This is a genomic window from Streptomyces regalis (assembly GCF_001509475.1).
GTDB classification, from domain to species: domain Bacteria; phylum Actinomycetota; class Actinomycetes; order Streptomycetales; family Streptomycetaceae; genus Streptomyces; species Streptomyces regalis.
This window is the reverse complement of the sequence record NZ_LLZG01000424.1, coordinates 1-21,198: the sequence shown is the minus strand read 5'-3', so window position 1 is coordinate 21,198 and position 21,198 is coordinate 1. Positions and strand designations below refer to the sequence as shown.

18 protein-coding genes are annotated in these 21,198 nt (G+C 71.4%); 6 read left to right on the top strand and 12 right to left on the bottom strand.

Annotated elements, in window-relative coordinates; all coding sequences use genetic code 11:
- Nucleotides 1–135 precede the first annotated feature (135 nt).
- Complete coding sequence (locus tag ADL12_RS49095; RefSeq protein ID WP_062715755.1) at nt 136–810, top strand: GntR family transcriptional regulator; 675 nt, start codon at nt 136–138, stop codon at nt 808–810.
- Here ADL12_RS49095 and pip read toward each other — a convergent pair.
- Nucleotides 807–1,769, bottom strand: coding sequence for a prolyl aminopeptidase (pip, locus tag ADL12_RS49090; RefSeq protein WP_062715754.1), 963 nt, complete (start codon nt 1,767–1,769; stop codon nt 807–809). The genes ADL12_RS49095 and pip overlap by 4 nt on opposite strands.
- A gap of 9 nt (nt 1,770–1,778) precedes the next feature.
- Nucleotides 1,779–2,528, bottom strand: coding sequence for a uracil-DNA glycosylase (locus ADL12_RS49085; RefSeq protein WP_062715753.1), 750 nt, complete (start codon nt 2,526–2,528; stop codon nt 1,779–1,781).
- 50 nt (nt 2,529–2,578) lie between these two features.
- Here ADL12_RS49085 and ADL12_RS49080 point away from each other — a divergent pair, with 50 nt between their 5' ends.
- Nucleotides 2,579–3,106 (top strand): RNA-binding S4 domain-containing protein, encoded by a 528-nt coding sequence (locus ADL12_RS49080; RefSeq protein ID WP_062715752.1) that lies wholly within the window; start codon nt 2,579–2,581, stop codon nt 3,104–3,106.
- Between the two features lie 64 nt (nt 3,107–3,170).
- Here ADL12_RS49080 and ADL12_RS49075 read toward each other — a convergent pair whose 3' ends face one another.
- Together ADL12_RS49075 and ADL12_RS49070 are read right to left on the bottom strand one after the other, a co-directional pair.
- Nucleotides 3,171–3,626, bottom strand: coding sequence for a DoxX family protein (locus tag ADL12_RS49075; protein WP_062715751.1), 456 nt, complete (start codon nt 3,624–3,626; stop codon nt 3,171–3,173).
- Between the two features lie 103 nt (nt 3,627–3,729).
- Nucleotides 3,730–4,641, bottom strand: a complete 912-nt coding sequence (locus ADL12_RS49070) for an acyltransferase domain-containing protein (RefSeq protein ID WP_062715750.1) — start codon at nt 4,639–4,641, stop codon at nt 3,730–3,732.
- Nucleotides 4,642–4,697: 56 nt separating this feature from the next.
- Here ADL12_RS49070 and ADL12_RS49065 point away from each other — a divergent pair, with 56 nt between their 5' ends.
- Nucleotides 4,698–4,994, top strand: coding sequence for a DUF6343 family protein (locus ADL12_RS49065; RefSeq protein WP_062715749.1), 297 nt, complete (start codon nt 4,698–4,700; stop codon nt 4,992–4,994).
- A gap of 34 nt (nt 4,995–5,028) precedes the next feature.
- On the opposite strand, the gene ADL12_RS49060 is transcribed toward ADL12_RS49065, so the two are convergent.
- From ADL12_RS49060 to rpsA, 4 genes are all read right to left on the bottom strand, one after another.
- Nucleotides 5,029–5,409, bottom strand: a complete 381-nt coding sequence (locus ADL12_RS49060) for a tetratricopeptide repeat protein (protein ID WP_062715748.1) — start codon at nt 5,407–5,409, stop codon at nt 5,029–5,031.
- Nucleotides 5,410–5,480: 71 nt separating this feature from the next.
- On the bottom strand, nt 5,481–6,095 hold the full coding sequence (coaE, locus tag ADL12_RS49055; protein ID WP_062715747.1) for a dephospho-CoA kinase: 615 nt from the start codon (nt 6,093–6,095) through the stop codon (nt 5,481–5,483).
- 234 nt (nt 6,096–6,329) lie between these two features.
- Complete coding sequence (locus ADL12_RS49050; RefSeq protein WP_062715746.1) at nt 6,330–7,268, bottom strand: PAC2 family protein; 939 nt, start codon at nt 7,266–7,268, stop codon at nt 6,330–6,332.
- A gap of 259 nt (nt 7,269–7,527) precedes the next feature.
- Entirely contained in the window at nt 7,528–9,021 is a 1,494-nt protein-coding gene (gene rpsA / locus ADL12_RS49045) for a 30S ribosomal protein S1 (RefSeq protein ID WP_062715745.1), read from the bottom strand.
- Between the two features lie 401 nt (nt 9,022–9,422).
- Here rpsA and ADL12_RS49040 point away from each other — a divergent pair, with 401 nt between their 5' ends.
- Both ADL12_RS49040 and hrpB read left to right on the top strand, forming a co-directional pair.
- Nucleotides 9,423–10,268: a class I SAM-dependent methyltransferase gene (locus tag ADL12_RS49040; protein WP_079052700.1), complete on the top strand. Its 846-nt coding sequence runs from the start codon at nt 9,423–9,425 to the stop codon at nt 10,266–10,268.
- A 4-nt stretch (nt 10,269–10,272) separates the two neighbouring features.
- Nucleotides 10,273–12,783 carry an ATP-dependent helicase HrpB gene (hrpB, locus tag ADL12_RS49035; protein WP_062715743.1) on the top strand — a complete coding sequence of 837 codons (2,511 nt, stop codon included), beginning with the start codon at nt 10,273–10,275 and terminating at the stop codon, nt 12,781–12,783.
- Here hrpB and pgfA read toward each other — a convergent pair.
- The 3 genes from pgfA to ADL12_RS49025 form a co-directional block, all read right to left on the bottom strand.
- On the bottom strand, nt 12,773–13,765 hold the full coding sequence (gene pgfA, locus ADL12_RS49030; protein WP_062715742.1) for a cell envelope lipid trafficking protein PgfA: 993 nt from the start codon (nt 13,763–13,765) through the stop codon (nt 12,773–12,775). The two genes, hrpB and pgfA, sit on opposite strands and share 11 nt — an antisense overlap.
- A 25-nt stretch (nt 13,766–13,790) precedes the next feature.
- Nucleotides 13,791–13,925 (bottom strand): SPW_0924 family protein, encoded by a 135-nt coding sequence (locus ADL12_RS53630; RefSeq protein ID WP_107120235.1) that lies wholly within the window; start codon nt 13,923–13,925, stop codon nt 13,791–13,793.
- Between the two features lie 166 nt (nt 13,926–14,091).
- Nucleotides 14,092–15,831 (bottom strand): lytic transglycosylase domain-containing protein, encoded by a 1,740-nt coding sequence (locus ADL12_RS49025; RefSeq protein ID WP_062715741.1) that lies wholly within the window; start codon nt 15,829–15,831, stop codon nt 14,092–14,094.
- Between the two features lie 346 nt (nt 15,832–16,177).
- Between ADL12_RS49025 and ADL12_RS49020 the strand changes: the two genes are divergently transcribed.
- Complete coding sequence (locus ADL12_RS49020; RefSeq protein WP_062715740.1) at nt 16,178–17,038, top strand: DUF4184 family protein; 861 nt, start codon at nt 16,178–16,180, stop codon at nt 17,036–17,038.
- A gap of 582 nt (nt 17,039–17,620) precedes the next feature.
- On the opposite strand, the gene polA is transcribed toward ADL12_RS49020, so the two are convergent.
- Entirely contained in the window at nt 17,621–20,347 is a 2,727-nt protein-coding gene (polA, locus tag ADL12_RS49015) for a DNA polymerase I (protein ID WP_062715739.1), read from the bottom strand.
- Between the last annotated feature and the right edge of the window lie 851 nt (nt 20,348–21,198).

The window sequence follows — 21,198 nt, the reverse complement described above, 5'->3', positions numbered from 1 at the left end:
GCTTGTGGGGGGACTACTTGCGAGGGGTGTTTGGTATACCAAACTGCGGACATGGTCCCCCCGTCAACCATTCCGACCGATGTCGCTCTTGTTAACGCTCCGTAAAACACACCCCGAGTCGGCGAAGATGGCCCCATGAGCTCCACGACGAAGATCGAACCCCTGGGCGCGGTACGGGAACGCGTCCTGGCGACCCTGCGGCAGGACATCATCGTGGGCCGCCTCCGGCCCGGCGACCGGCTCGTCGAGCGGGAGCTGGCCGAGCGCCTCGGGGTCTCGCGGGTGCCGGTCCGCGAGGCGATCCGGGCCCTGGTCGCCGAGGGCTTCGTCCACTTCGAGTCGGCACGCCGTACGGTCGTACGCCGGCTGGCCCCGGCCGACGTCAAGGAGCTCTTCGAGCTGCGCGAGGCCTTGGAGGTGTACGCGGCGGGACTGGCCGCGTCCCGTGCGACTCCTCAGGACCTGGCCGAGGCCGAGCGGCTCCTCGACCAGGCGGCCACCGCGACCGAGGCGGGCGACGCGGAGACCATCACGGACGTCAACAGCCGGCTGCACGACCGCATCGTGGCCATGGCGGGCAACAAGCTGCTGATCGAGGCCCTGGAACCGGTAGCCGGCCGTCTGCGCTGGATGACCCGGCGGAACGAGGAATGGCCCCAACTCCTCGTGGAGCACCGGGAGTTGTACGAGGCGATCGCCTCCGGAGACCCCAACCGCGCCCGCGCCCACGCACTCACCCACGTGCAGACCAACTACCGCTCGACGGTACGGCAGCTGTTCGGCGAGGAGGCGGCCGAGGAACTGCCCTAACGCCCCGCGTACTTGTCGGTCGCCGCCACCAGCGCCTCCGCCACCCCCGGCGCCCCGGCGTCATGCCCCACCTCGTCGATCACCACCAACTCGCTCCCGGGCCAGGCGTGATGGAGCCGCCACACGATGCCGAGCAGGTTCCCGAAGTCGAGGCTGCCCTGCACCAGCGTGCCCGGGATGCCCGTCAGCAGAGGGGCATCCCGCAGGACGACCCCCTCGTCGTTGCCCGCGCCCAGGAAGTGGTCGTTGCCCCAGTAGTGCGTCACGGTCCGGGCGAAGCCCATCCGGAACCGCGGATCCTCGAACCGCTCCACCGAGCCCGGCGGCGCCGGGATCGTCGCCGTCTCCCAGTCGGTCCAGGCCCGCGCCGCCCGCTCCCGCACGGCAGGGTCGGGCGACTCGATCAGCCGGCTGTACGCGGCGGCGAGGTTGCCGTCCCGCTCCCCGACCGGCAGCTCACCCACGAACCGCTCGAACGCCTCCGGGAAGATCCGCCCCAACCCCCGGGTCAGCAGGGCGACTTCGGGGTTCGACCCGGTGGCGACCCCGGTCAGCACCACCTCGGACACGACCTCAGGCTGCGTCTGCGCGTACCGCAGCCCCAGCGCCGCGCCCCACGACGCGCCCCACACCAGCCACCGCCCGATCCCCAGGTGCCGCCGCAGCAGCTCCAGATCGGCGAGGACATGAGCCGTCGTGTTGACGCTCATGTCCGTGTCGTATGCACTCGCGTGCGGCGTCGAACGCCCGCAGCCGCGCTGGTCCAGCAGCACGATCCGGTACGCGGCGGGATCGAAGAGCCGCCGAAAGTAGGGGCTGCCACCGGAACCCGGTCCGCCGTGCAGCACGAGCGCGGGCTTGCCCCGCGGGTTCCCGCAGGTCTCCCAGTACACGCGGTTGCCGTCACCGACGTCGAGCATGCCGTGGTCGTACGGCTCGATCTCCGGATAGAGAGCCATCCGGTGACCCTAACCTTCGTGCGGCATCCCTGGCAGCCCCGCCGCCGTGGCCGCCGTGGCCAGCACCGCCCGCAGCATCGCGGGCGTCAGCCTGCCGGTGAAGGTGTTGCGCTGGCTGACGTGAAAGCACCCGAAGAGTTCGAGCCCCGCGAGGCCGTCAGGGCCGTCAAGCCCGTCGAGCGCGACCCGTGCCCCGTGCGCGAAGGCGGGCCGCGGCCGGGGCACCCTCCACCCCGCCTCCGCCAGCGCGGGCAGCGTCGCCTGCCAGCCGAAGGCGCCCAGGACGACGACCGCCCGCACCGTCGGCCGCAGCAGCCTCAGCTCCTGCACGAGCCAGGCCCGGCAGGTCTCCCGCTCCCCCGGGGTCGGTTTGTTCGCGGGCGGGGCGCAGTGCACGGGGGCCGTGACGCGTACGCCGTACAGCTCCAGGCCGTCGTCGACGGCGACCGATGTGGGCTGCGAGGCGAGGCCCACGTCGTACAGCGCCCGGTACAGCACGTCCCCCGAGCGGTCCCCGGTGAACTCCCCCAAAGGGGGGACCCCCAGGCCGGTGCGGTTGCCGCCGTGCGCCGCCGGGGCGAGCCCGACGATCAGCAGCCGGGCGTCCGACGGGCCGAAGCCGGGCACCGGGCGGCCCCAGTACGTCTGGTCGGCGAAGGCGGCGCGCTTGGTGCGGGCCACCTCCTCACGCCAGGCGACCAGCCGCGGGCAGGCCCGGCAGCCCGCGATCCGCGCGTCCAGATCGGCGAGGGCTTCCACAGCTCCACCGTAAAGCCGTCGCCGCCCCGTACGGGGACTAAGGTCGAGGCATGGCTTCCGAGGACGACGAGGAGAAGAGCGGCAGCACGGGCGACGCACAGCCGGACGCGACGAACGCGGAGCCGGCCGTCGACCCGAAGATCGCCGCCGCCGTGACCGCCGCCGAGGCCGCAGGCCCGCAGAGCGGCGAGCCCGTGCGGATCGACAGCTGGATCTGGGCCGTACGCCTGGTCAAGACCCGCTCCCTGGGCGCCGCCGCCTGCAAGGGCGGGCACGTGCGCGTGAACGGCCACAACGTGAAGCCCGCCCACTCGCTGCGCGTCGGCGACGAGGTGCGCGTGCGGCAGGAGAACCGGGAGCGGATCGTCATCGTCAAGCGGCTCATCCGCAAGCGGGTCGGCGCGCCGGTGGCCGTCCAATGCTACGTCGACAACTCGCCCCCTCCCCCGCCGCGCGAGGCCGTCGCCCCGGCCGGCATCCGCGACCGCGGCACGGGCCGGCCGACCAAACGGGACCGGCGCGAGATGGAACGGCTGCGCGGGCTGATGGGCGGGCCGAAGGGTCCGGACGGTCGGTGACCGCACGGCGGTGGCGTCCGGTAAGGCCTGGAAGGCCCTCACCGGACGCCACCGCCCTCATACCTCACGCCCGTCGTCGCAGTAGCCGCAGCAGCTGTGCGTTGGAGTCGCGCCGCGCCCACGCGATCAGGGCGAACGGCACGATCAGGATGAGCGGTGTCGCGGCGTACTGCGCGTCGAAGGCGGCGATCTGGACGACGAACGCGCCCACCATCAGCGCGATGAACGCCATGGCCGCCATCGACTGCAGCACCGGGATCAACAGCGCGATGGCTCCGGCGAGTTCGAGGGCACCGATGGTGTACATGCCCGCGCTGCCCCAGCCGAGCTCGTCGAACATGTCTGCCGCGGAGGAGTGCGCGATCAGCTTGGGCACGGCGCTCGCGATGCCCATGAAGAGCGCGAGCAGCACCTGCAGGCCTCGCAGGGCGATACGGGCCCGGCGGCCGCGGGCGGTCGTGGACTCGGCGACGAGGGTGCCGGTGGAGGCGGACGTGACGGGGACGGAGCTCTCGGACATGGGGTTCTCCTGAGTGCAGCGGTGGTCCGTGGTGCGGTCACAGAGGTAGACCGAGGGACGCCGCGGAACTCATCGCCGTACGACCGGAATTGCCGACGGAATTTCACCCACCCCCGTCGAACGACAACCACCCGTGCCCGATGTACCAGTGCCCACCCGCCCGCAGATGGTCCCCGACGGCCCGTTCCACGGCCGTGCGGCGCGGCAGGCTCTCGACCGGCAACTCCGGGTCCCCGAAGACGAATTGGACCGGCTCGGTGTCGGCCGGCTCCATGTCCTCGCGGGCCACGCTGAAACGCTCCTGGAAGCGGACGATGTTGGAGTCCCCGGGAAGGTACTTCCTGAGCTGCGGGTCCAGCAGCCAGGAGTGGCAGGTCACCGTCCGGTACCGCTCCTCGGGAAAGTGGCGGGCGAAGAACCCCCGGGCCAGGGCCACGGACCGGTCGACGGCGGCCGGGGACAGCGGCCCGTGGAAGTCGGGGATGTGCAGGTTGAGGCAGCGTGCGTGCGGACCCGCCTCGAGCCCGGCCGCCGCGAGCCGCGCCCCGGTCCGCTGCCCGAGCCGCGCCCGCTCGAACTGCAAGCGCCCCAGCTGGTACAGCTCGCCGCGGAAGTGATGGGTGAGCCACCAGGGAGCCTGCACGCCTGCCCGGCCGTACCGCCTGCGGTATACGGCCATGTTCCGGCCGAGGTCGACGAGGGTACGCCGGGAGACGTCGGCCGGGATGCCGCGCTCGCGGTGGTACGCGCGCGTGTACGGCAGCGCGGCGACGAAGACGTACACCGGGAAGCAGCGCTGCAGGGCGCCCGAGGCCCAGTCGAGGTCGGGCAGGTCGACCGGCCGGCCGGCCTCCCCCATCCCCTGGACGAGCTCGCCGACGGACCGCTCGAGGATCTGCCGCAGCTCAGGGTCGTCCGTCAGCCGCCGGCCCATCCGTACGAGGTCGTTGATGTCCTCGTGGGGTACACCGAGGTCGAGCAGCACTTCGGCCAGTTCATCGGTGTCCGGCAGCACGTGGCCCCCTGCGAGGAGAACGAGGAGTACGTTTCAAGGAGGAGTGGTGATGGGCGATGCGTACGGGCAGTGAGCCGACGACGGCGCGCAGTGCACTGCGCGCCCGCTTCTGGCTCTGCTTGTGGGGCCTGGTCTGGGCGACCTTCGGTACCGCCGCGTTCGCGCTCACCGGCCGCCCCGGCTGGGCGGCGGCCTGTGGGGTCCTGTGGCTGGTGATCACGATCGACATGACCATGGTCCTCAGGCACATCCACCAGGGCCCGCACTACCAGCCGGGCCGCGACATCCCGCCGTATCGCCCGCCCGAGGACCGCCCCTACCGGCCGCCCCCGCCGGAGAACCGCCACCCCTAGTCGCACCGGCCGACCCGCCGCCCCCGCTCGCCGCTCACGCGTCGAACCGTGCCGCCTTGAGGTAGTCCGGGTTCGGATCGAGCGCGGCCGCCAGCCGGAAGTGTCGCTTGGCCTGGTCGGGCCGGCCCTGGCGCTCGTAGGTGCGACCGAGTGCGAAGTGCGCGAACGCGTTGTCCGGCTCGCGCTCCAGGACGATGGTGAACTCCAGCTCGGCGGGCCGCAGTTGCGCAGCGGCGAAGAAGGCACGCGCGCGCAGCAGCCGGGCGGCGGTGTTCTCTGGGTGCACGGCGATGACTCCGTCGAGCAGCTTCACCGCGCCCCGCGGATCCCGCGCGGCGAGCAGATGCTCGGCGGCGCGGAAGTCGATGACATGCGTCTCCGGAGTACGTCCGGTCGAACCGCTGGTCTCGGGCACGGCAAAGTCCTTCCCTCGCTGGAGGATTTCAACGCGCGAACGACGTGCTCCTATTCCTGGGACGACTGGGGCTACCGCTCCCCCTGCGCCCCGTGGGCCCGGCGCACCAGCTCGTCCCATACGTCCTTCACACGCCGCTGAAGCTCTTCCAGTGGTACGTCGTTGTCGATCACGATGTCCGCGATCTCCCGGCGCTTGTCCCGCGTCGCCTGCGCGGCCATACGCGCGCGTGCGTCCTCCTCGGTCATGCCGCGCAGTCTGACGAGCCGGTCGAGCTGGGTCTCGGGACGGGCGTCGACGACGACCACGACGTCGTACAGCGGCGCCAGGCCGTTCTCCGTGAGGAGCGGGACGTCATGGATGACGACGGCGTCCTCGGCGGCTGCCTCTTCGAGCTCGCGGGAGCGGGCGCCGACGAGGGGGTGCACGATCGAGTTCAGTACGGCGAGCCGGTCGGGGTCGGCGAAGACGATGGAGCCCAGTTTGGGCCGGTCCAGGCTGCCGTCCTCGGTGAGCACCCCCTCGCCGAACGCCTCCACGACGGCGGCAAGACCGGGCGTGCCGGGCGCGACGACCTCGCGCGCGATACGGTCCGCGTCGATCAGCACGGCCCCGCACTCGACGAGCAGCCGCGACACCTCGCTCTTACCGGCTCCGATGCCCCCGGTCAGGCCCACCTTCAGCATGACGGGAAGCTTAGGGCCTGTCCGGCGGATCAGGCCGGTTGCAACCGACGACAACGCCGCAGATGGGCATGCCGAGCAGGCAAGCCACCGCGAACACGGCGCCCACCTGGAGTGCCTCCCAGCCCGCCGCGACGGGTTCGGCGCTCGCGGAGGCCCCGCGACGCCGGCATGATCCGCCGGACAGGCCCTAAGCCCTGCCACCGACGACGCACCCGGCAGGACCAGCCCCCTGCCTCAGTTCTCGCCCTCCCGCTCCGCCAGGAACCGCTCGAACTCCCGCCCGATCTCGTCCGCCGACGGGATGTCCACCGGCTCGGCGAGCATGTTGCCGCGGGTCTCGGCGCCGGCGATGGCGTCGTACTGGTGCTCCAGGCCCTCGACGAGGTTGGTGAGCTCCTCGTCGCCCTCGCGGATCTGGCGGTCGATCTCGTTCTGCGTGCGGTGGGCCTCCGTGCGCAGGGAGTGCGCGATACCGGGCAGGACCAGTCCGGTCGCCGCCGTGACGGCCTCCAGCACCGTCAGGGCCGCGTCCGGGTACGCCGAGCGGGCGATGTAGTGCGGGACGTGCGCGGCGACGCCCAGGACCTCGTGCCCGGCCTCCATGAGCCGGTACTCGATCAGGGCCTCGGCGCTGCCGGGCACCTCCGCCTCGTCGAAGGGGCTGCGGTGACCCGGGACCAGGTCGGTGCGGTTGCCGTGCGGGGTGACGCCGACCGGGCGCGTGTGCGGGACCCCCATGGGGATGCCGTGGAAGTTCACCGACAGGCGCACCCCGAGCCGCTCCACGATCTGCTGGACGGCCGCGGCGAAGCGCTCCCACTCCACGTCCGGCTCGGGTCCGGACAGCAGCAGGAAGGGCGCCCCGGTGGCGTCCTGCACGAGCCGCACCTCGATGGCGGGCACCTCGTACGCGGCCCAGCGGTCGCGTTTGAACGTCAGCAGCGGACGGCGGGCGCGGTAGTCCACCAGCCGGTCATGGTCGAAGCGCGCGACGAGCTGGTGGGGCAGCGACTCCAGGAGCCCGTCGACGATCTGGTCGCCGGTCTCACCCGCGTCGATGTATCCGTCGAAGTGGTAGAGCATGACAAGGCCGGCCGACTCCTGGGCGAGCGCCATGTCGACGACAGCCAGGCCCTTCGGCTCCCATGCGTACAAACCCTGCGGATCAAGCACTGTGACCGCTCCTCCTTGTGTCCGTACGTGACAACGCCCTTACGGGCGCGGGCATTCCCGGAGGAGGGACACATGATCTTGCCGGGATGGGCAGCCCTCTGGGGGCGCGGGGCTGTATCGATATGCGGCTCCGCCGCGTGGGCGCGACAAGCCCCCACCGGCCCGCAGCCGACCGACGGGCCTTTTCCCGGCAACGCTGAAGGGCCGCACCTCTACAGGTGCGGCCCTTCAGTCAACGGCTAAGCCTCAGCGGCAGCGATCAGCTCTGGCCGCCGGCCAGCTTCTCGCGCAGCGCGGCAAGCGCTTCGTCCGAGGCCAGCGCGCCGGACTGGTCGGCGCCCTCGGAGGAGTACGAGCCGCCACCGGCCGCGGCCGGAGCCGCAGCCTCGCCGCCCTCGGCGGCAGCAGCCTCGTCGGCCTCGCGGCTCTTGATGACCTGCTGCTGGTGCTGCTCGAAGCGCTGCTGCGCCTCGGCGTACTGGTGCTCCCACGCCTCGCGCTGGGTCTCGTAGCCCTCGAGCCAGTCGTTGGTCTCGGGGTCGAAGCCCTCGGGGTAGATGTAGTTGCCCTGGTCGTCGTACGAGGCAGCCATGCCGTACAGGGTCGGGTCGAACTCGACCGAGGCCGGGTCGGCACCGAAGGCCTCGTTGGCCTGCTTCAGCGAGAGGCTGATGCGGCGGCGCTCGAGGTCGATGTCGATGACCTTGACGAAGATCTCGTCGTTGACCTGGACGACCTGCTCCGGGATCTCCACGTGGCGCTCGGCCAGCTCGGAGATGTGGACCAGACCCTCGATGCCCTCGTCCACGCGGACGAACGCACCGAACGGAACCAGCTTGGTGACCTTACCCGGGACGACCTGACCGATCTGGTGGGTCCGGGCGAACTGCTGCCACGGGTCTTCCTGCGTCGCCTTCAGCGACAGGGAGACACGCTCGCGGTCCATGTCGACGTCGAGGACCTCGACGGTGACTTCCTGGCCGACCTCGACAACCTCGGACGGGTGGTCGATGTGCTTCCAGGAGAGTTCGGAGACGTGGACCAGACCGTCGACGCCACCCAGGTCCACGAAGGCACCGAAGTTGACGATCGAGGAGACGACGCCGGAACGGACCTGACCCTTCTGCAGGGTGGTGAGGAACGTCTGGCGGACCTCGGACTGGGTCTGCTCCAGCCAGGCACGGCGGGACAGGACCACGTTGTTGCGGTTCTTGTCCAGCTCGATGATCTTGGCCTCGAGCTCCTTGCCCACGTAGGGCTGGAGGTCGCGAACGCGGCGCATCTCGACCAGGGAGGCCGGGAGGAAGCCACGGAGGCCGATGTCGAGGATGAGACCACCCTTGACGACCTCGATGACGGTACCGGTGACGATCCCGTCCTCTTCCTTGATCTTCTCGATGGTGCCCCAGGCACGCTCGTACTGGGCGCGCTTCTTCGAGAGGATCAGGCGGCCTTCCTTGTCCTCCTTCTGGAGAACAAGGGCTTCGATCTCGTCACCGACGGCGACGACCTCGTTGGGGTCGACGTCGTGCTTGATCGAGAGCTCGCGGCTCGGGATAACGCCTTCGGTCTTGTAACCGATGTCGAGCAGGACCTCGTCCCGGTCGACCTTCACGATGACGCCGTCGACGATGTCGCCGTCGTTGAAGTACTTGATCGTCTCGTCGATCGCGGCGAGGAAGGCTTCCTCGTTACCGATGTCGTTGACCGCAACCTGCGGGGTGGTGGCGGTGGTCTCGGTGCTGCTCGTCATGTGGGAAAGGGCTCCGGTACGGACATTGAAGTCGTAGGTACTGCTACGCCGGGAGCCCGTATCGCTCTGAAGAAGCCGGACAGCCAAGGAAGCGCCTCACCAACGCTGGTGATGCGCCTCGACAACCGAGGGGACTACAACAGATGCGAGCGCAGCCTGCTACGTCTGAGGTGCGCAGGCCCGCAGCGCAACTTGTAGCATACGGGGGCAGCCGGGCAGGGTCAATGCGCGAAGCCGCACACCCGGGGCGGATCGCCGCATACCCGGCACAAAACCCCCGCGGCGGTAGCCGCAGATCAGACACAGCCTTGAGGCCACGCAGGCCTCGGAGCACCTCTTGCGTGACACCACCGGGAGGGGCCGCGCCATTCAGGTGACGGAAGAGTACGACGAGGGAGCCCATCATCCAAGAGCCCGTATCGCCCGAGATCGCGTCCGACGCCTCCGCCGAAGCGGAGGCCACCAGGCGCGACGCCGGTGTCGCGGAGAGTTCCCGGGCCAACCGGGGCTGGTGGGACCGCAACGCCGACGAGTACCAGATCGAGCACGGCACGTTCCTCGGCGACGACCGCTTCGTGTGGGGCCCCGAGGGCCTGGACGAGGTGGAGGCCGAGCTGCTCGGCCCGCCGGAGGACCTCAAGGGCAAGGACGTCCTGGAGATCGGCGCCGGCGCCGCCCAGTGCTCGCGCTGGCTGGCCGTGCAGGGGGCGCGCCCGATCGCCCTGGACCTCTCCCACCGCCAGCTGCAGCACGCCCTGCGCATCGGCGGCACGTTCCCCCTGGTCTGCGCCGACGCGGGCGCCCTTCCCTTCGCCGACGCCTCCTTCGACCTGGCCTGCTCGGCGTACGGGGCGCTGCCGTTCGTCGCCGACCCGGTGCTGGTGCTGCGGGAGGTGCGGCGGGTGCTGCGGCCGGGCGGACGCTTCGTCTTCTCCGTCACCCACCCCATCCGCTGGGCCTTCCCCGACGAGCCGGGCCCCGAGGGCCTGTCCGTCTCCTCCTCCTACTTCGACCGCACGCCGTACGTCGAGCAGTACATCGAGAACGGGGTGGGCCGCGCGGTGTACGTCGAGCACCACCGCACGGTCGGCGACCGGGTGCGGGAAGTCGTGGCCGCGGGGTTCCGGCTGGTGGACCTGGTCGAACCGGAGTGGCCGGCCTGGAACAGCTCGGAGTGGGGCGGCTGGTCGCCGCTGCGCGGGAACCTGATCCCGGGGACGGCGATCTTCGTGTGCGTACGAGACTGAGAGCGTGATCCGTTACGACGCCCTGGACGCGCTGCCCGTACGCGGCGCCCTGCCCGGCCTGACCGACGCTCTGGACGCGCACGGCACCGCGGTGCTCGTCGCGCCGCCCGGCACCGGCAAGACCACCCTGGTGCCGCTGGCGCTGGCGGGGCTGCTCGGCGACCGGCCTGCGCGACGGGTCGTCGTCGCCGAGCCGCGGCGGATCGCGGCCCGGGCCGCCGCGCGGCGGATGGCGTGGCTGCTGGGCGAGAAGGTCGGCGAGAGCGTCGGCTACACCGTGCGCGGGGAGCGGGTCGTCGGGCGCCACGCGCGCGTGGAGGTCGTCACGACCGGTGTGCTGCTCCAGCGGTTGCAGCGCGACCAGGAGCTGGCGGGCGTGGACGTGGTGGTGCTCGACGAGTGCCACGAGCGGCATCTCGACGCGGACACGGTGGCGGCGTTCCTGTGGGACATACGGCAGACGCTGCGGCCGGAGCTGCGGCTGGTGGCCGCGTCGGCGACGACGGACGCGGAAGGGTGGGCACGGCTGCTGGGTGACGCACCGGTCGTCGAGGCGGAGGGCGTGTCGCATCCCGTGGAGGTGGTGTGGGCGCCGCCGACGCGGCCCGTACGGCCCCCGCACGGCATGCGCGTCGACCCGGCGCTGCTGACGCACGTGGCGTCGGTCCTGCGACGGGCGCTGGCCGAGCGGGCGGGAGATGTGTTGTGTTTCCTGCCCGGTGTGGGCGAGACCGCGCGGGTGGCCGGGCAGCTGGGGGCCCTCGGGGACGTCGAGGTGCTCCAGGTGCACGGGCGGGCGCCGGCGGCCGTGCAGGACGCGGTGCTGGCGGGCGGGGAGCGGCGCCGGGTGGTGCTGGCGACGTCCGTGGCGGAGTCGTCGCTGACGGTTCCCGGTGTGCGGGTCGTCGTCGACTCGGGGCTGGCGCGGGAGCCCCGCGTCGACCACGCGCGCGGGCTGAGCGCCCTGACGACGGTACGGGCCTCGCAGGCGGCCGGGCGGCAGCGGGCGGGGCGAGCAGGGCGTGAGGCACCGGGGGCGGTGTACCGCTGCTGGGCGGAGGCCGAGGACGCGCGTCTGCCGCGGTTCCCGTCGCCGGAGATCAAGGTGGCCGACCTGACCGCGTTCGCGTTGCAGACGGCGTGCTGGGGTGACCCGGGGGCCACGGGGCTGGCGTTGCTGGATCCGCCGCCGAGCGGGGCCATGGCGGCGGCGCGGGCCGCCCTCGCGGGGGTGGGCGCGGTGGACTCCGCCGGCAGGGCCACGGAGCGGGGTGTGCGGCTGGCTCGGCTGGGACTGCATCCCCGGCTGGGGCGGGCTCTGCTGGATGCGGGGGCCTCCGACCGGGTTGCGCAGGTGGTGGCGCTGCTCAGTGAGGAGGCGCCGCGCGGGTACGGGGACGATCTCGCCGGCGCGTTGCGCGCGGCCCGGAGCGGGGGTGACGCGTACGCGGCGCGGTGGCGTGCGGAGGTGCGGCGGCTGCGGTCCCTGGCCACGGAATCCGCCGACGCGCCCAGCCGCGACGCTCGTACCGCAGAGGCCGCGGAGCACCACCTTGCCGGGCTCGTCGCCGCCCTCGCGTTCCCTGAGCGCATCGCCAAGGCCGACGGCGGCTCCTACCTCATGGCCTCCGGCACCCGTGCCGAACTCCCCGACGGATCGGCCCTGCGCGGAGCTCCCTGGATCGCCGTCGCGGTCGCCGACCGGCCCGTCGGCAAGGGGCACGCGCGTGTGCAGCTCGCCGCCGCGGTGGACGAGGACATGGCCCGGTCGGCGGCGCCGTCGCTGCACTCGGAGGCCCAGGAGGTCCACTGGGCCGACGGGGACGTCGTCGCGCGACGCGTGGAGCGGCTGGGGGCGATCGAGCTGGCGGTGCGGCCGTTGCGCGACGCCGACCCCGGCCTCGTACGGATCGCGCTGCTCGAAGGTATACGGCAGGAAGGACTCGGCCTGTTGCGCTGGTCCGCCGAGGCCGGCGTACTGCGGCAGCGGCTCGCCTTTCTGCATCTGCATCTCGGTGCGCCCTGGCCCGACGTCTGTGACGACGCGCTGCACGCGCGCGTGGACGAGTGGCTGGAGCCCGAGCTGAGCCGGGCGCGGCGGCGGGCCGACCTGGCGCGGATCGACGCCGGGGAGGCGCTCACCAGGCTGCTGCCGTGGGCCTCGGGGGAGGCCGGGCGGCTCGACGAGCTCGCCCCGGAGCGGATCACCGTACCGAGTGGGTCCAGAATTCGGATCGACTACGGCACCCCCGAACAGCCCGTCCTCGCCGTGAAGCTGCAGGAAATGTTCGGGCTGCACGAGTCGCCCTCCGTCGCCGGGGTGCCGCTCCTCGTCCATCTGCTCTCCCCCGCCGGTCGCCCGGCCGCCGTCACCGCCGACCTCGCCTCCTTCTGGAGGGACGGCTACCAGGGCGTACGGGCGGAGCTGCGCGGCCGTTATCCGAAGCATCCGTGGCCCGAGGACCCCGCCACCGCAGAGCCGACCCGGCACACCAACGCCCGCCTCAGGCGGTGACCGGTTCGGGCTCGGTGTCCTTCGTCGGCTCCGGGTCGCCGGGGCGGCGGCTGCGTGCCTCCAGGTAGAGGGACAACGACAGGAGCAGCAGTCCCAGGGTCAGGAAGCCCCACGGGAGATACGACGTCATCAGCAGGACCAGCGTGCGGTTGGACTTGACCAGGTCCACCGTGTGGTCGATGTAGTCCTCGCGCATCTTCACGTGGCCCGCGAACGCCGTCACCTTGTCGCGGCCGCCGAGCAGGGTGCCGCCGCGCAGCTCCTCCTGGTGGATCTCCTCGCCGTAGACGGGTGCGCCGGTGAGGGGTTCGACCCAGAACTTGCGGACCGTGGTGTACCAGCGGGTCGTGCCGGTCTTGGCCACCGACTCGGGTGTGATGCCCTCGACCGGCATGGCCCTGGGGAACTTCACCTTGGTCCACGGGATGGTCTGCTCGAAGTAGTAGACCTCGACGCCGCGGAAGTTCTGGGTGCCCTTGTAGTGGATGGGGGCCGTCACCCGCGCCTGTGCGTCGAAGTACTCGTAGTCCCGTTTCTCCGTCAGGAAGGGCCACTTGAACTCGATGCCCTGCCGCTTCACCGGGTCGTCGTCGACCATCTCGCCGGTGGCGTGGACGGGTTCCTGGGTGTGGGCGTCGAAGATGTAGCGCTCGGGGATCTTGGAGACCATCTTGCCGTCGGGGCCCACCACATAGGACAGGCCGTCCCAGACGACGACGTCCTTCCCGGCCGTCTTCTCTATCTTCTCCGAGGCTTCGACGTTGCCCTTCAGTGTCTGCACGATGGTGACCTTGGAGACCTTGCGGGCCTTCATCGTGCCGTAGTCGAGGAGGGTCGCGTCCTTCGCTTCCAGGACCATGTCCTGGTACTGGCCGGCCGGGATCTTGGCCAGGCGCGGGAAGGCGTACCAGCGCACCAGCGGGGACAGTGCCGCGAAGAACACGGCGAGGGCGAGCAGGATCAGGCCGGCCTTGCGGCGCATCTCGGCCTCCCTCCCGGGCGGGCGGTCACGGGTGTGCGGGCACCGTCGTCAGCAGCGGCTTGGGGGACGTCTCGCCGGCGGGGGTGCCGAGCGCGGTGAGGGTGAGCACCAGGGCGAGCGCGACGGCGAGACCGGTCGCGGCGGCGATCAGGGCGCGCATGCCTGCCTCCCGGCGGACGGAACCTTCAGGACCGCGGAACTGATACATCGTCAGGAACGGCACCGTAGCAACGGGCGGGCGAGATGAGAACACGTTGCACACACAACGAAGGGCGCCCGGTCCGCCGTGGCGGAGGGGCGCCCTTCGTCGTCGTCTCGTCCGGTGCCTACGCGGTCGGGCTCGGCGATGCCGATTCGGACGTCGACTCCGACGGGGTCGGGGTGGGCGTCGTCTCGGCCGCCACCACCTTCAGCTCGACGGTCAGGGTCGCGCCGCCCGCGGTGTTGATGCGGAGCAGGAACGTGCCGGTGGTGTCGTCGGCGTACAGCTTCGGCAGCTTGAGCAGACCGTTCGCGTCCGTCGTGAGGCCGGTCAGGGTGCGTACGGTCTTGCCGTCGGCGTCCTTGAAGTAGGGGCCCTTGTCGTTCTCGGTCGGGTCGTCCGCCGACTTGATGAGCGTGGCGGTGGCCGCGACCTTGTCCGCCACGGCGCCCTTGTAGGTCGCCTTCACCTCGACCTGGTCGGCGAACTCGCCGCCCGGGGTGCAGGTCAGCTCGGTGTCGCTGGTGCGGGTCAGGGTGTCGGCGGCGCGCTCGGTGACGGTGGCCGTGTAGTCGAGGCCGGGGATCGAACGGCCGACCAGGGTGGCGCGGACGACGAACTCGCCCGTGTCCTCGCCCGCCTGCAGTGCGGGCGCGACCGCCTCACCGGCGCTGTTGGTGAGAGCGGCCGCGTACTTCTCGCCGCCGGCGAAGGTGGCGTCGGTCTGACCGATGATCGTGAAACGGATCCGGACCTTGGCGACGCCCTTGCCGGCCTCGGTCTCGGCGCGGGCGCTGATCTTCTCGGTGAAGGCGTCGCCCGCCATCGCGGTGAGCTTCGCGGTGCCCGCGTCCTGCAGGTGGTCCACCGTGTCGGTGGGGGTGGGAGGCGTCGTGCTCGGCGGGGTGGTGCTCGGTGGGGTGGTGCTCGGTGGGGTCGGCTTCGGGCTCGTGGAGCCGCCGTTGCCGCCGGGCTTGGCGGGGGTGCTGGGCGTCCTGGGCGGTGTGGGCGACGGCGAGGGACTGGCTCCGGCGCTGTCGTCGCTGCGGTCGGACGGGAGGGTGCCGGTGCCGTCCGGGATCTCGTGGGTGCCCTTGCGGTAGTACTCCAGCCACTTCAGGACCAGGTTCAGGTAGTCCTGCGAGTTGTTGTAGCTGAGGATCGCGCTGCTGAGGTCGTTCTGGGTGGACAGGTCCCAGCCGAAGCGGCACAGGTAGTGGCCGGCGGCGAGCGCGGCGTCGTAGACGTTGTTGGGGTCCTTCTTGCCGTCCGCGTTGCCGTCGCGGCCGGCCCACTCCCAGGTGGAGGGGATGAACTGCATGGGGCCGACGGCACGGTCGTACGAGGCGTCCCCGTCGTAGGCGCCGTTGTCGGTGTCGCTGATGCTCGCGAAGCCGTTGCCGTTGAGCTGCGGGCCGAGGATCGGGGTGATCGTGGTGCCGTTCGCGTCGACGCGGCCGCCGCGGGCCTGACCGGACTCGACCTTGCCGATGGCGGCGAGAAGCTGCCATTCCAGGTTGCAGCCGGGCTTGGCCTCCTGGAGCGCGGTCGCGGCCTTCTTGTAGGCGTCGAGGACGGTCGCGGGGATGCCCGCCTCGGAAGCACCCGGGGTGACGGGGGTGCTGGGCGAGGGCGAGGGGCTGGGGCTGTTGAGCGGCGGCAGGTCCGTGTAGTACGGCGAGTTGCCGGTCGCGCTGTCCTCGGCGGGTGTGTCCGGTGAGGGCTGGGTTCCGGTGGTGACTTTTCTGCCGGCGTCGTCGGTCGTCACTCCCGGAGCCTGGGACGCGGCCAGTGCCGCGACCACGACCGCGGCCACCGTGGTGTTCACTGCCCCCTTGCGCAGCCTGCCGAATTGCGCCGCCATAGAGCGAACCCCTCCCGTGGACGCCCGAGCGCCCGTCTCTGTCTGCCGGGCCCGCCATGCGGGGCCCGCCCCTGTTGTGACGATCGACTCGCCGCGACAGTTGCCCTCGCGGCGCGATTTCATGCGCCGTTCGCGCGTTCGACCGCACGCCCCGGCAGGGTGACCCAGGCGACCCTACGACAACTTCCTTTGCACGGGCACCCATTGGTGCCCGATTTTTACCAGTTGGGCGTTTCCGGTCCGCCCGTCGGACGTCCCGCATACTGGCCGTCGTACGCCCCTGCCACCGGCCCCGCCGACGACCGGGGCCGACCGTTCCCGTCAACCCCCCGCACAAGGAGCCCCGTTGCCGTTCACGCTGAGCCATGCGGCGGCCGTACTGCCTGCCGTACGTACCGACGGAACCGGCCGGGGCGCGCTCGTACCGGCCGTGTTGGTGGCGGGTTCCTTCTCGCCCGACATGACCTATTACGCGGCGAGTGTCCTGTCAGGAGCGATGGAGTTCGGCGATGTCACGCACTCGTTCGCGGGCGTCTTCACCGTCGACGTGGTGATCGCCTGGGCGCTGGTGGGCCTGTGGCTGCTGCTGCGCGAACCGCTGGTGGCGCTGCTGCCGGTGCCGCGACAGGCGCGGGTGGCCACACTGTTGCGCTGCGGGGCGCCACGCGCGCGTGTACGGCTGTCGTCGGCGGTGCGCTGGTATGTCTCGGCCGCGCTCGGCGCGCTGACGCATGTCGTGTGGGACGCGTTCACGCATCTCGACCGCTGGGGGATGCGGCTGTTTCCCGTCCTGGGCGAGGAAATCGCGGGGTCACCTCTGTACTGGTATCTGCAGTACGGCGGTTCGGCGGTCGCCGCGGTCGTCATCGCCGCGTTCGTGTTCGTGGCGCTACGGCGGACGCGTGCGGCCGCGCCGGTCGGGGTTGCGGTGCTTTCGGTACGGGACCGGTGGCTGGCCGGGGCGGTGATCGGCGGGCTCGCCGCGGTGGCGGCGGTGCAGCGGGCGTCGCGCTGGTGGGAGTACTGGGGATCGACCGCCAAGTACTGGGAGCTGATTCCGACCCTGTGCTTCGGTGCGGGGGCGGGGCTCGTCCTCGGGCTGCTGCTGTACGCCGTGGGCGTCAGGGTGTGGCGTCCGGTCCCGGGCCCTGGCAGTGCGGGTGCGGGTGAGGCCAGTAAGGAGCCGAGCCGTCCGGTGGCTCGGTGAGGAGGCCGACGGGAGCGACGAACACGGTGACGGTCCCTCCGGGGTGGGACCGTGGGAGCAGGGTGAGGGCGAGGGACAGGTAGCTGCGGGTGAGCTCGGCCCACCCTTGTGTCCGGTGGGCGAGGCGGCGGCGGAGTGTTGTTGCCGTGTGCCGCAAGGTGCTCATCAGGTCGGCCGGGGTGCGGGCGGTGCTTGCGTCGGCGGCGACCGCCGGGACCGGCGGGTGCGCTGTGGACGGTGCGTTCTCGGCGTTCGCTTGCGCCGGTGCCGGGGCCGTCCGGCGGTGGAGCGTGCGTATACCCATGTCCGCATCCTTACGGGCGGCGGGGGCGGGGGGCGCTTTTGCGGGGGCCACGCGAGTGACGGTCCCTCCAGGGGTTGGGCCGGGGCCCTTGCGTGTGCCGGGTGCGGTGGCTTTCGGGGCTGCGGGTTTGTTGTGGCTGGTCGCGCAGTTCCCCGCGCCCCTTTGGGGCGCTGCAGTGCCGCCAACCATTGGTTGAACCGGCGGAATGCCGAAGCGACCACAATGCCGGGCCTGTCCGGGGACTGGCCCGGCATTGAGAGGTGGTGCTGCCGCCGGAGCTAGTGGGCTGCTGATTCCCAGTCCGGGCCCGCGCCTACCGAGACGCCCAGGGGGACGTTGAGGTGGACGGCGTTGGACATTTCTCGGCGAACCAGTTCTTCCGCGGTCTCGCGCTCGCCGGGGGCGATTTCCAGGACGATTTCGTCGTGGACCTGGAGGAGCATGCGGGAGGTGAGGTTCGCCTCGCGCAGGGCCCGGTCGACGTTGAGCATGGCGATCTTGACGATGTCCGCCGCCGTGCCCTGGATGGGGGCGTTGAGGGCCATGCGCTCGGCCGCCTCGCGGCGCTGACGGTTGTCGCTGTTGAGGTCGGGGAGGTAGCGGCGGCGGCCGAAGAGCGTCGCCGTGTAGCCCGTCGCCCGTGCCTCGTCGACTGCGCGGCGCAGATAGTCCCGTACGCCGCCGAAGCGCTCGAAGTAAGCGTCCATCAGGGCGCGGGCCTCACCCGCGTCGATGTTCAGCTGCTGGGAGAGGCCGAAGGCCGACAGTCCGTAGGCCAAGCCGTACGACATGGCCTTGATCTTGCGGCGCATCTCCGCGTCCACCGCGGCGGGTTCCACGGCGAACACCTGCGAGGCGGCCGTGGTGTGCAGGTCCTCCCCGGAGGTGAACGCCTCGATCAGGCCCTCGTCCTCGGACAGGTGGGCCATCACGCGCAGTTCGATCTGGCTGTAGTCCGCGGTCATCAAGGACTCGAAGCCCTCGCCGACGACGAAGCCCCTGCGGATCGCCCGGCCCTCGTCCGTGCGGACGGGGATGTTCTGCAGGTTCGGGTCGGTCGAGGAGAGTCGGCCGGTCGCCGCGACCGTCTGGTTGAACGTCGTGTGGATACGGCCGTCCGTCGCGATCGTCTTGATCAGGCCCTCGACGGTGACGCGCAGCTTCGCCTGTTCGCGGTGGCGGAGCATGATGACCGGCAGTTCGTTGTCAGTCTGGGTCGCCAGCCACGCCAGGGCGTCGGCGTCCGTCGTGTAGCCCGTCTTCGTCTTCTTCGTCTTGGGCAGGGCGAGTTCGCCGAAGAGGACCTCCTGAAGCTGCTTGGGCGAGCCCAGGTTGAACTCGTGCCCGGCCGCCGCGTGCGCCTCCTTCACGGCCTGCTGCACGGCGCCCGCGAACATCTGCTCCATGGCCTCCAGGTGGGCCCGGTCGGCCGCGATGCCGTGCCGCTCCATCCGGGCCAGCAGGGCGGAGGTAGGCAGCTCCATGTCACGCAGGAGTTCCGCGGCGCCGACCTCCTCCAGGCGGCTCTCGAAGGCCTCGCCCAGGTCGAGGACCGCGCGGGCCTGGATCATCAGAGCCTCGGCCTCGGCGCCGTCGTCCGTGCCGAAGGCCAGCTGTCCGTCGGCCGCGGCGGCGGGGGCCAGCTCGCGGTGGAGGTACTCCAGGGACAGCGCGTCCAGATCGAAGGAGCGGCGGCCCGGCTTGACCAGGTAGGCGGCGAGCGCGGTGTCCATGCGTACGCCGGCGATGCTCCAGCCGTGCTCGGCGAAGACCCGCATCGCGCCCTTGGCGTTGTGGAAGACCTTCGACTTGCCGGCGTCGACCAGCCAGGCCGCGAACGCCTTCTCGTCGGTCTCGTCGAGCTGCGACGGGTCGAACCAGCCGGCGGCGCCCCCGGCCGCGGCGAGCGCGACCTCGGCGACCGAGCCGGTGCCCAGCGCCCAGGTGTCGACGGTGGCCACGCCGAGGAGCTCACCGCCGTGCTCGGCCAGCCAGGGGGCCAGCTCGCCGGTGCCGAGCACCGCGCCGTCCAGCTCCACGCCGTCGGTCGCGATCGGTGTGGTCTCGGCCTCCTCGGCGCCGGGGTCGACGCCGAAGAGCCGCTCGCGCAGGGAGGGGTTACGGATCTCCAGGGTGTCCAGGATCATCGCGACGGCCTTGCGGTCGTACGGCACGCGCGCGACGTCGGCGACGGTCTTGGGCAGCTCGACGTTGCGCTCCAGCTCCGTCAGCCGGCGGTTGAGCTTGACCGACTCCAGGTGGTCGCGGAGGTTCTGCCCGGCCTTGCCCTTGACCTCCTCGACGCGCTCGACCAGCTCGGCGAACGAGCCGAACTGGTTGATCCACTTCGCGGCGGTCTTCTCGCCGACGCCCGGGATGCCCGGCAGGTTGTCGGACGGGTCGCCGCGCAGGGCCGCGAAGTCGGGGTACTGGGCGGGCGTCAATCCGTACTTCTCGAAGACCTTCTCCGGGGTGAAGCGGGTCAGCTCGGAGACGCCCTTCGTCGGGTACAGCACCGTCGTGTGCTCGCTGACCAACTGGAAGGAGTCACGGTCGCCGGTGACGATCAGCACCTCGAAGCCTTCGGCCTCGGCCTGGGTGGCGAGCGTGGCGATCACGTCGTCGGCCTCGAAGCCGTCGATCGCGAACCGCGACACGTGCATCGCGTCGAGCAGCTCACCGATCAGCTCGACCTGGCCCTTGAACTCGTCCGGGGTCTTGGAGCGGTTCGCCTTGTACTCCGTGAACTCCGCGGAGCGCCACGTCTTGCGGGACACGTCGAACGCCACGGCGAAATGGGTGGGCGCCTCGTCACGGATCGTGTTGGCCAGCATCGACGCGAAGCCGTAGATCGCGTTCGTCGGCTGGCCCGTCGCGGTCGTGAAGTTCTCCGCGGGCAGCGCGAAGAACGCACGGTAGGCCAGCGAATGCCCGTCCATGAGCATCAGGCGCGGTCGGCTGCCGCCGGGGCTGTTGTCGGTCTGCTTCGATGCTGTCTCTGCCACGCCCCCGATCCTGCCACGCCCCACTGACACTCGGTCCCCCTCGGGGGTTCCGGCCGGTCCGGCCCAGGGGAGGCCGGCGTTGCGTTGAGCGCCGTCGCGGCGGCGAAGATGCGCAGCGGGAGCAAGGTCGAGCGGACCAACAGCACCGGGGTCCACGGCGAAGCCGTGGAAGCGGGCTACGGGAGACCGGTAGCCGACCGTTGTAAGAAAGAGAGCGAATCGCAGGAAGTGGGGGCGCGGACCACGGGGAGCCGAGGGGCGGCACCGACCGGAAGCGGCGGGCAGGATGCCGGAGGCGGGCGGGACAACGCGTCCGGAGCGGCCTCGCGAGGAACAGCGGCGGTGAAGGCGTAGAAGCGACCGGACCAGGGCAGGCGGCGCGGCTCCCCCCTCCACGGTCGGCAGGGAAGCCGCGCAACCATCGGGCAGCGGCTGAGACGACCGGCCACGGCGGAGCCGGGCAACGCACCCGGGCGACCGGCCATGGGGGGACAAAAACGGCGCAGGTCGCCGGAGACACCGGAGGCCATGGCGGACGGCGGCAGACCGGAGCCGGTGAGCCCTCCATGGGGTGACCGTAAGCCGCACGGCCCCGCCGAGACGGTAGAAGCGACCGACCCGGCAGAACCGGGCACCACGCCCCGGGCGATCAGGGCAGGAACCGGAGCAGCGTGGGTCGACACAGGTGCAGCCGAGCACCGTCAGCGGGTGCGGCCGCCCAGCGGCGGGATCCGGTGCGCGCTCCCCGCCGTCCTCCACCGATCCCGGCACCCCGCAGAAGGTCGGTCACTCACCGCTTGCCCACCTCACCACCGCCGGTGACTTCCCGCACCGCTCGCCCACCCCGCTAC

Bases quoted from the DNA above. Each gene is read 5' to 3' on its own strand.
- pgfA (WP_062715742.1), bottom strand. From the start codon at position 13,765: ATGCGCCGCAAGGCCGGCCTGATCCTGCTCGCCCTCGCCGTGTTCTTC.
- ADL12_RS49075 (WP_062715751.1), bottom strand. From the start codon at position 3,626: ATGTCCGAGAGCTCCGTCCCCGTCACGTCCGCCTCCACCGGCACCCTC.
- ADL12_RS49080 (WP_062715752.1), top strand. From the start codon at position 2,579: ATGGCTTCCGAGGACGACGAGGAGAAGAGCGGCAGCACGGGCGACGCA.
- ADL12_RS49095 (WP_062715755.1), top strand. From the start codon at position 136: ATGAGCTCCACGACGAAGATCGAACCCCTGGGCGCGGTACGGGAACGC.
- ADL12_RS49065 (WP_062715749.1), top strand. From the start codon at position 4,698: ATGCGTACGGGCAGTGAGCCGACGACGGCGCGCAGTGCACTGCGCGCC.
- coaE (WP_062715747.1), bottom strand. From the start codon at position 6,095: ATGCTGAAGGTGGGCCTGACCGGGGGCATCGGAGCCGGTAAGAGCGAG.
- rpsA (WP_062715745.1), bottom strand. From the start codon at position 9,021: ATGACGAGCAGCACCGAGACCACCGCCACCACCCCGCAGGTTGCGGTC.
- ADL12_RS53630 (WP_107120235.1), bottom strand. From the start codon at position 13,925: ATGCGCGCCCTGATCGCCGCCGCGACCGGTCTCGCCGTCGCGCTCGCC.
- pip (WP_062715754.1), bottom strand. From the start codon at position 1,769: ATGGCTCTCTATCCGGAGATCGAGCCGTACGACCACGGCATGCTCGAC.
- ADL12_RS49025 (WP_062715741.1), bottom strand. From the start codon at position 15,831: ATGGCGGCGCAATTCGGCAGGCTGCGCAAGGGGGCAGTGAACACCACG.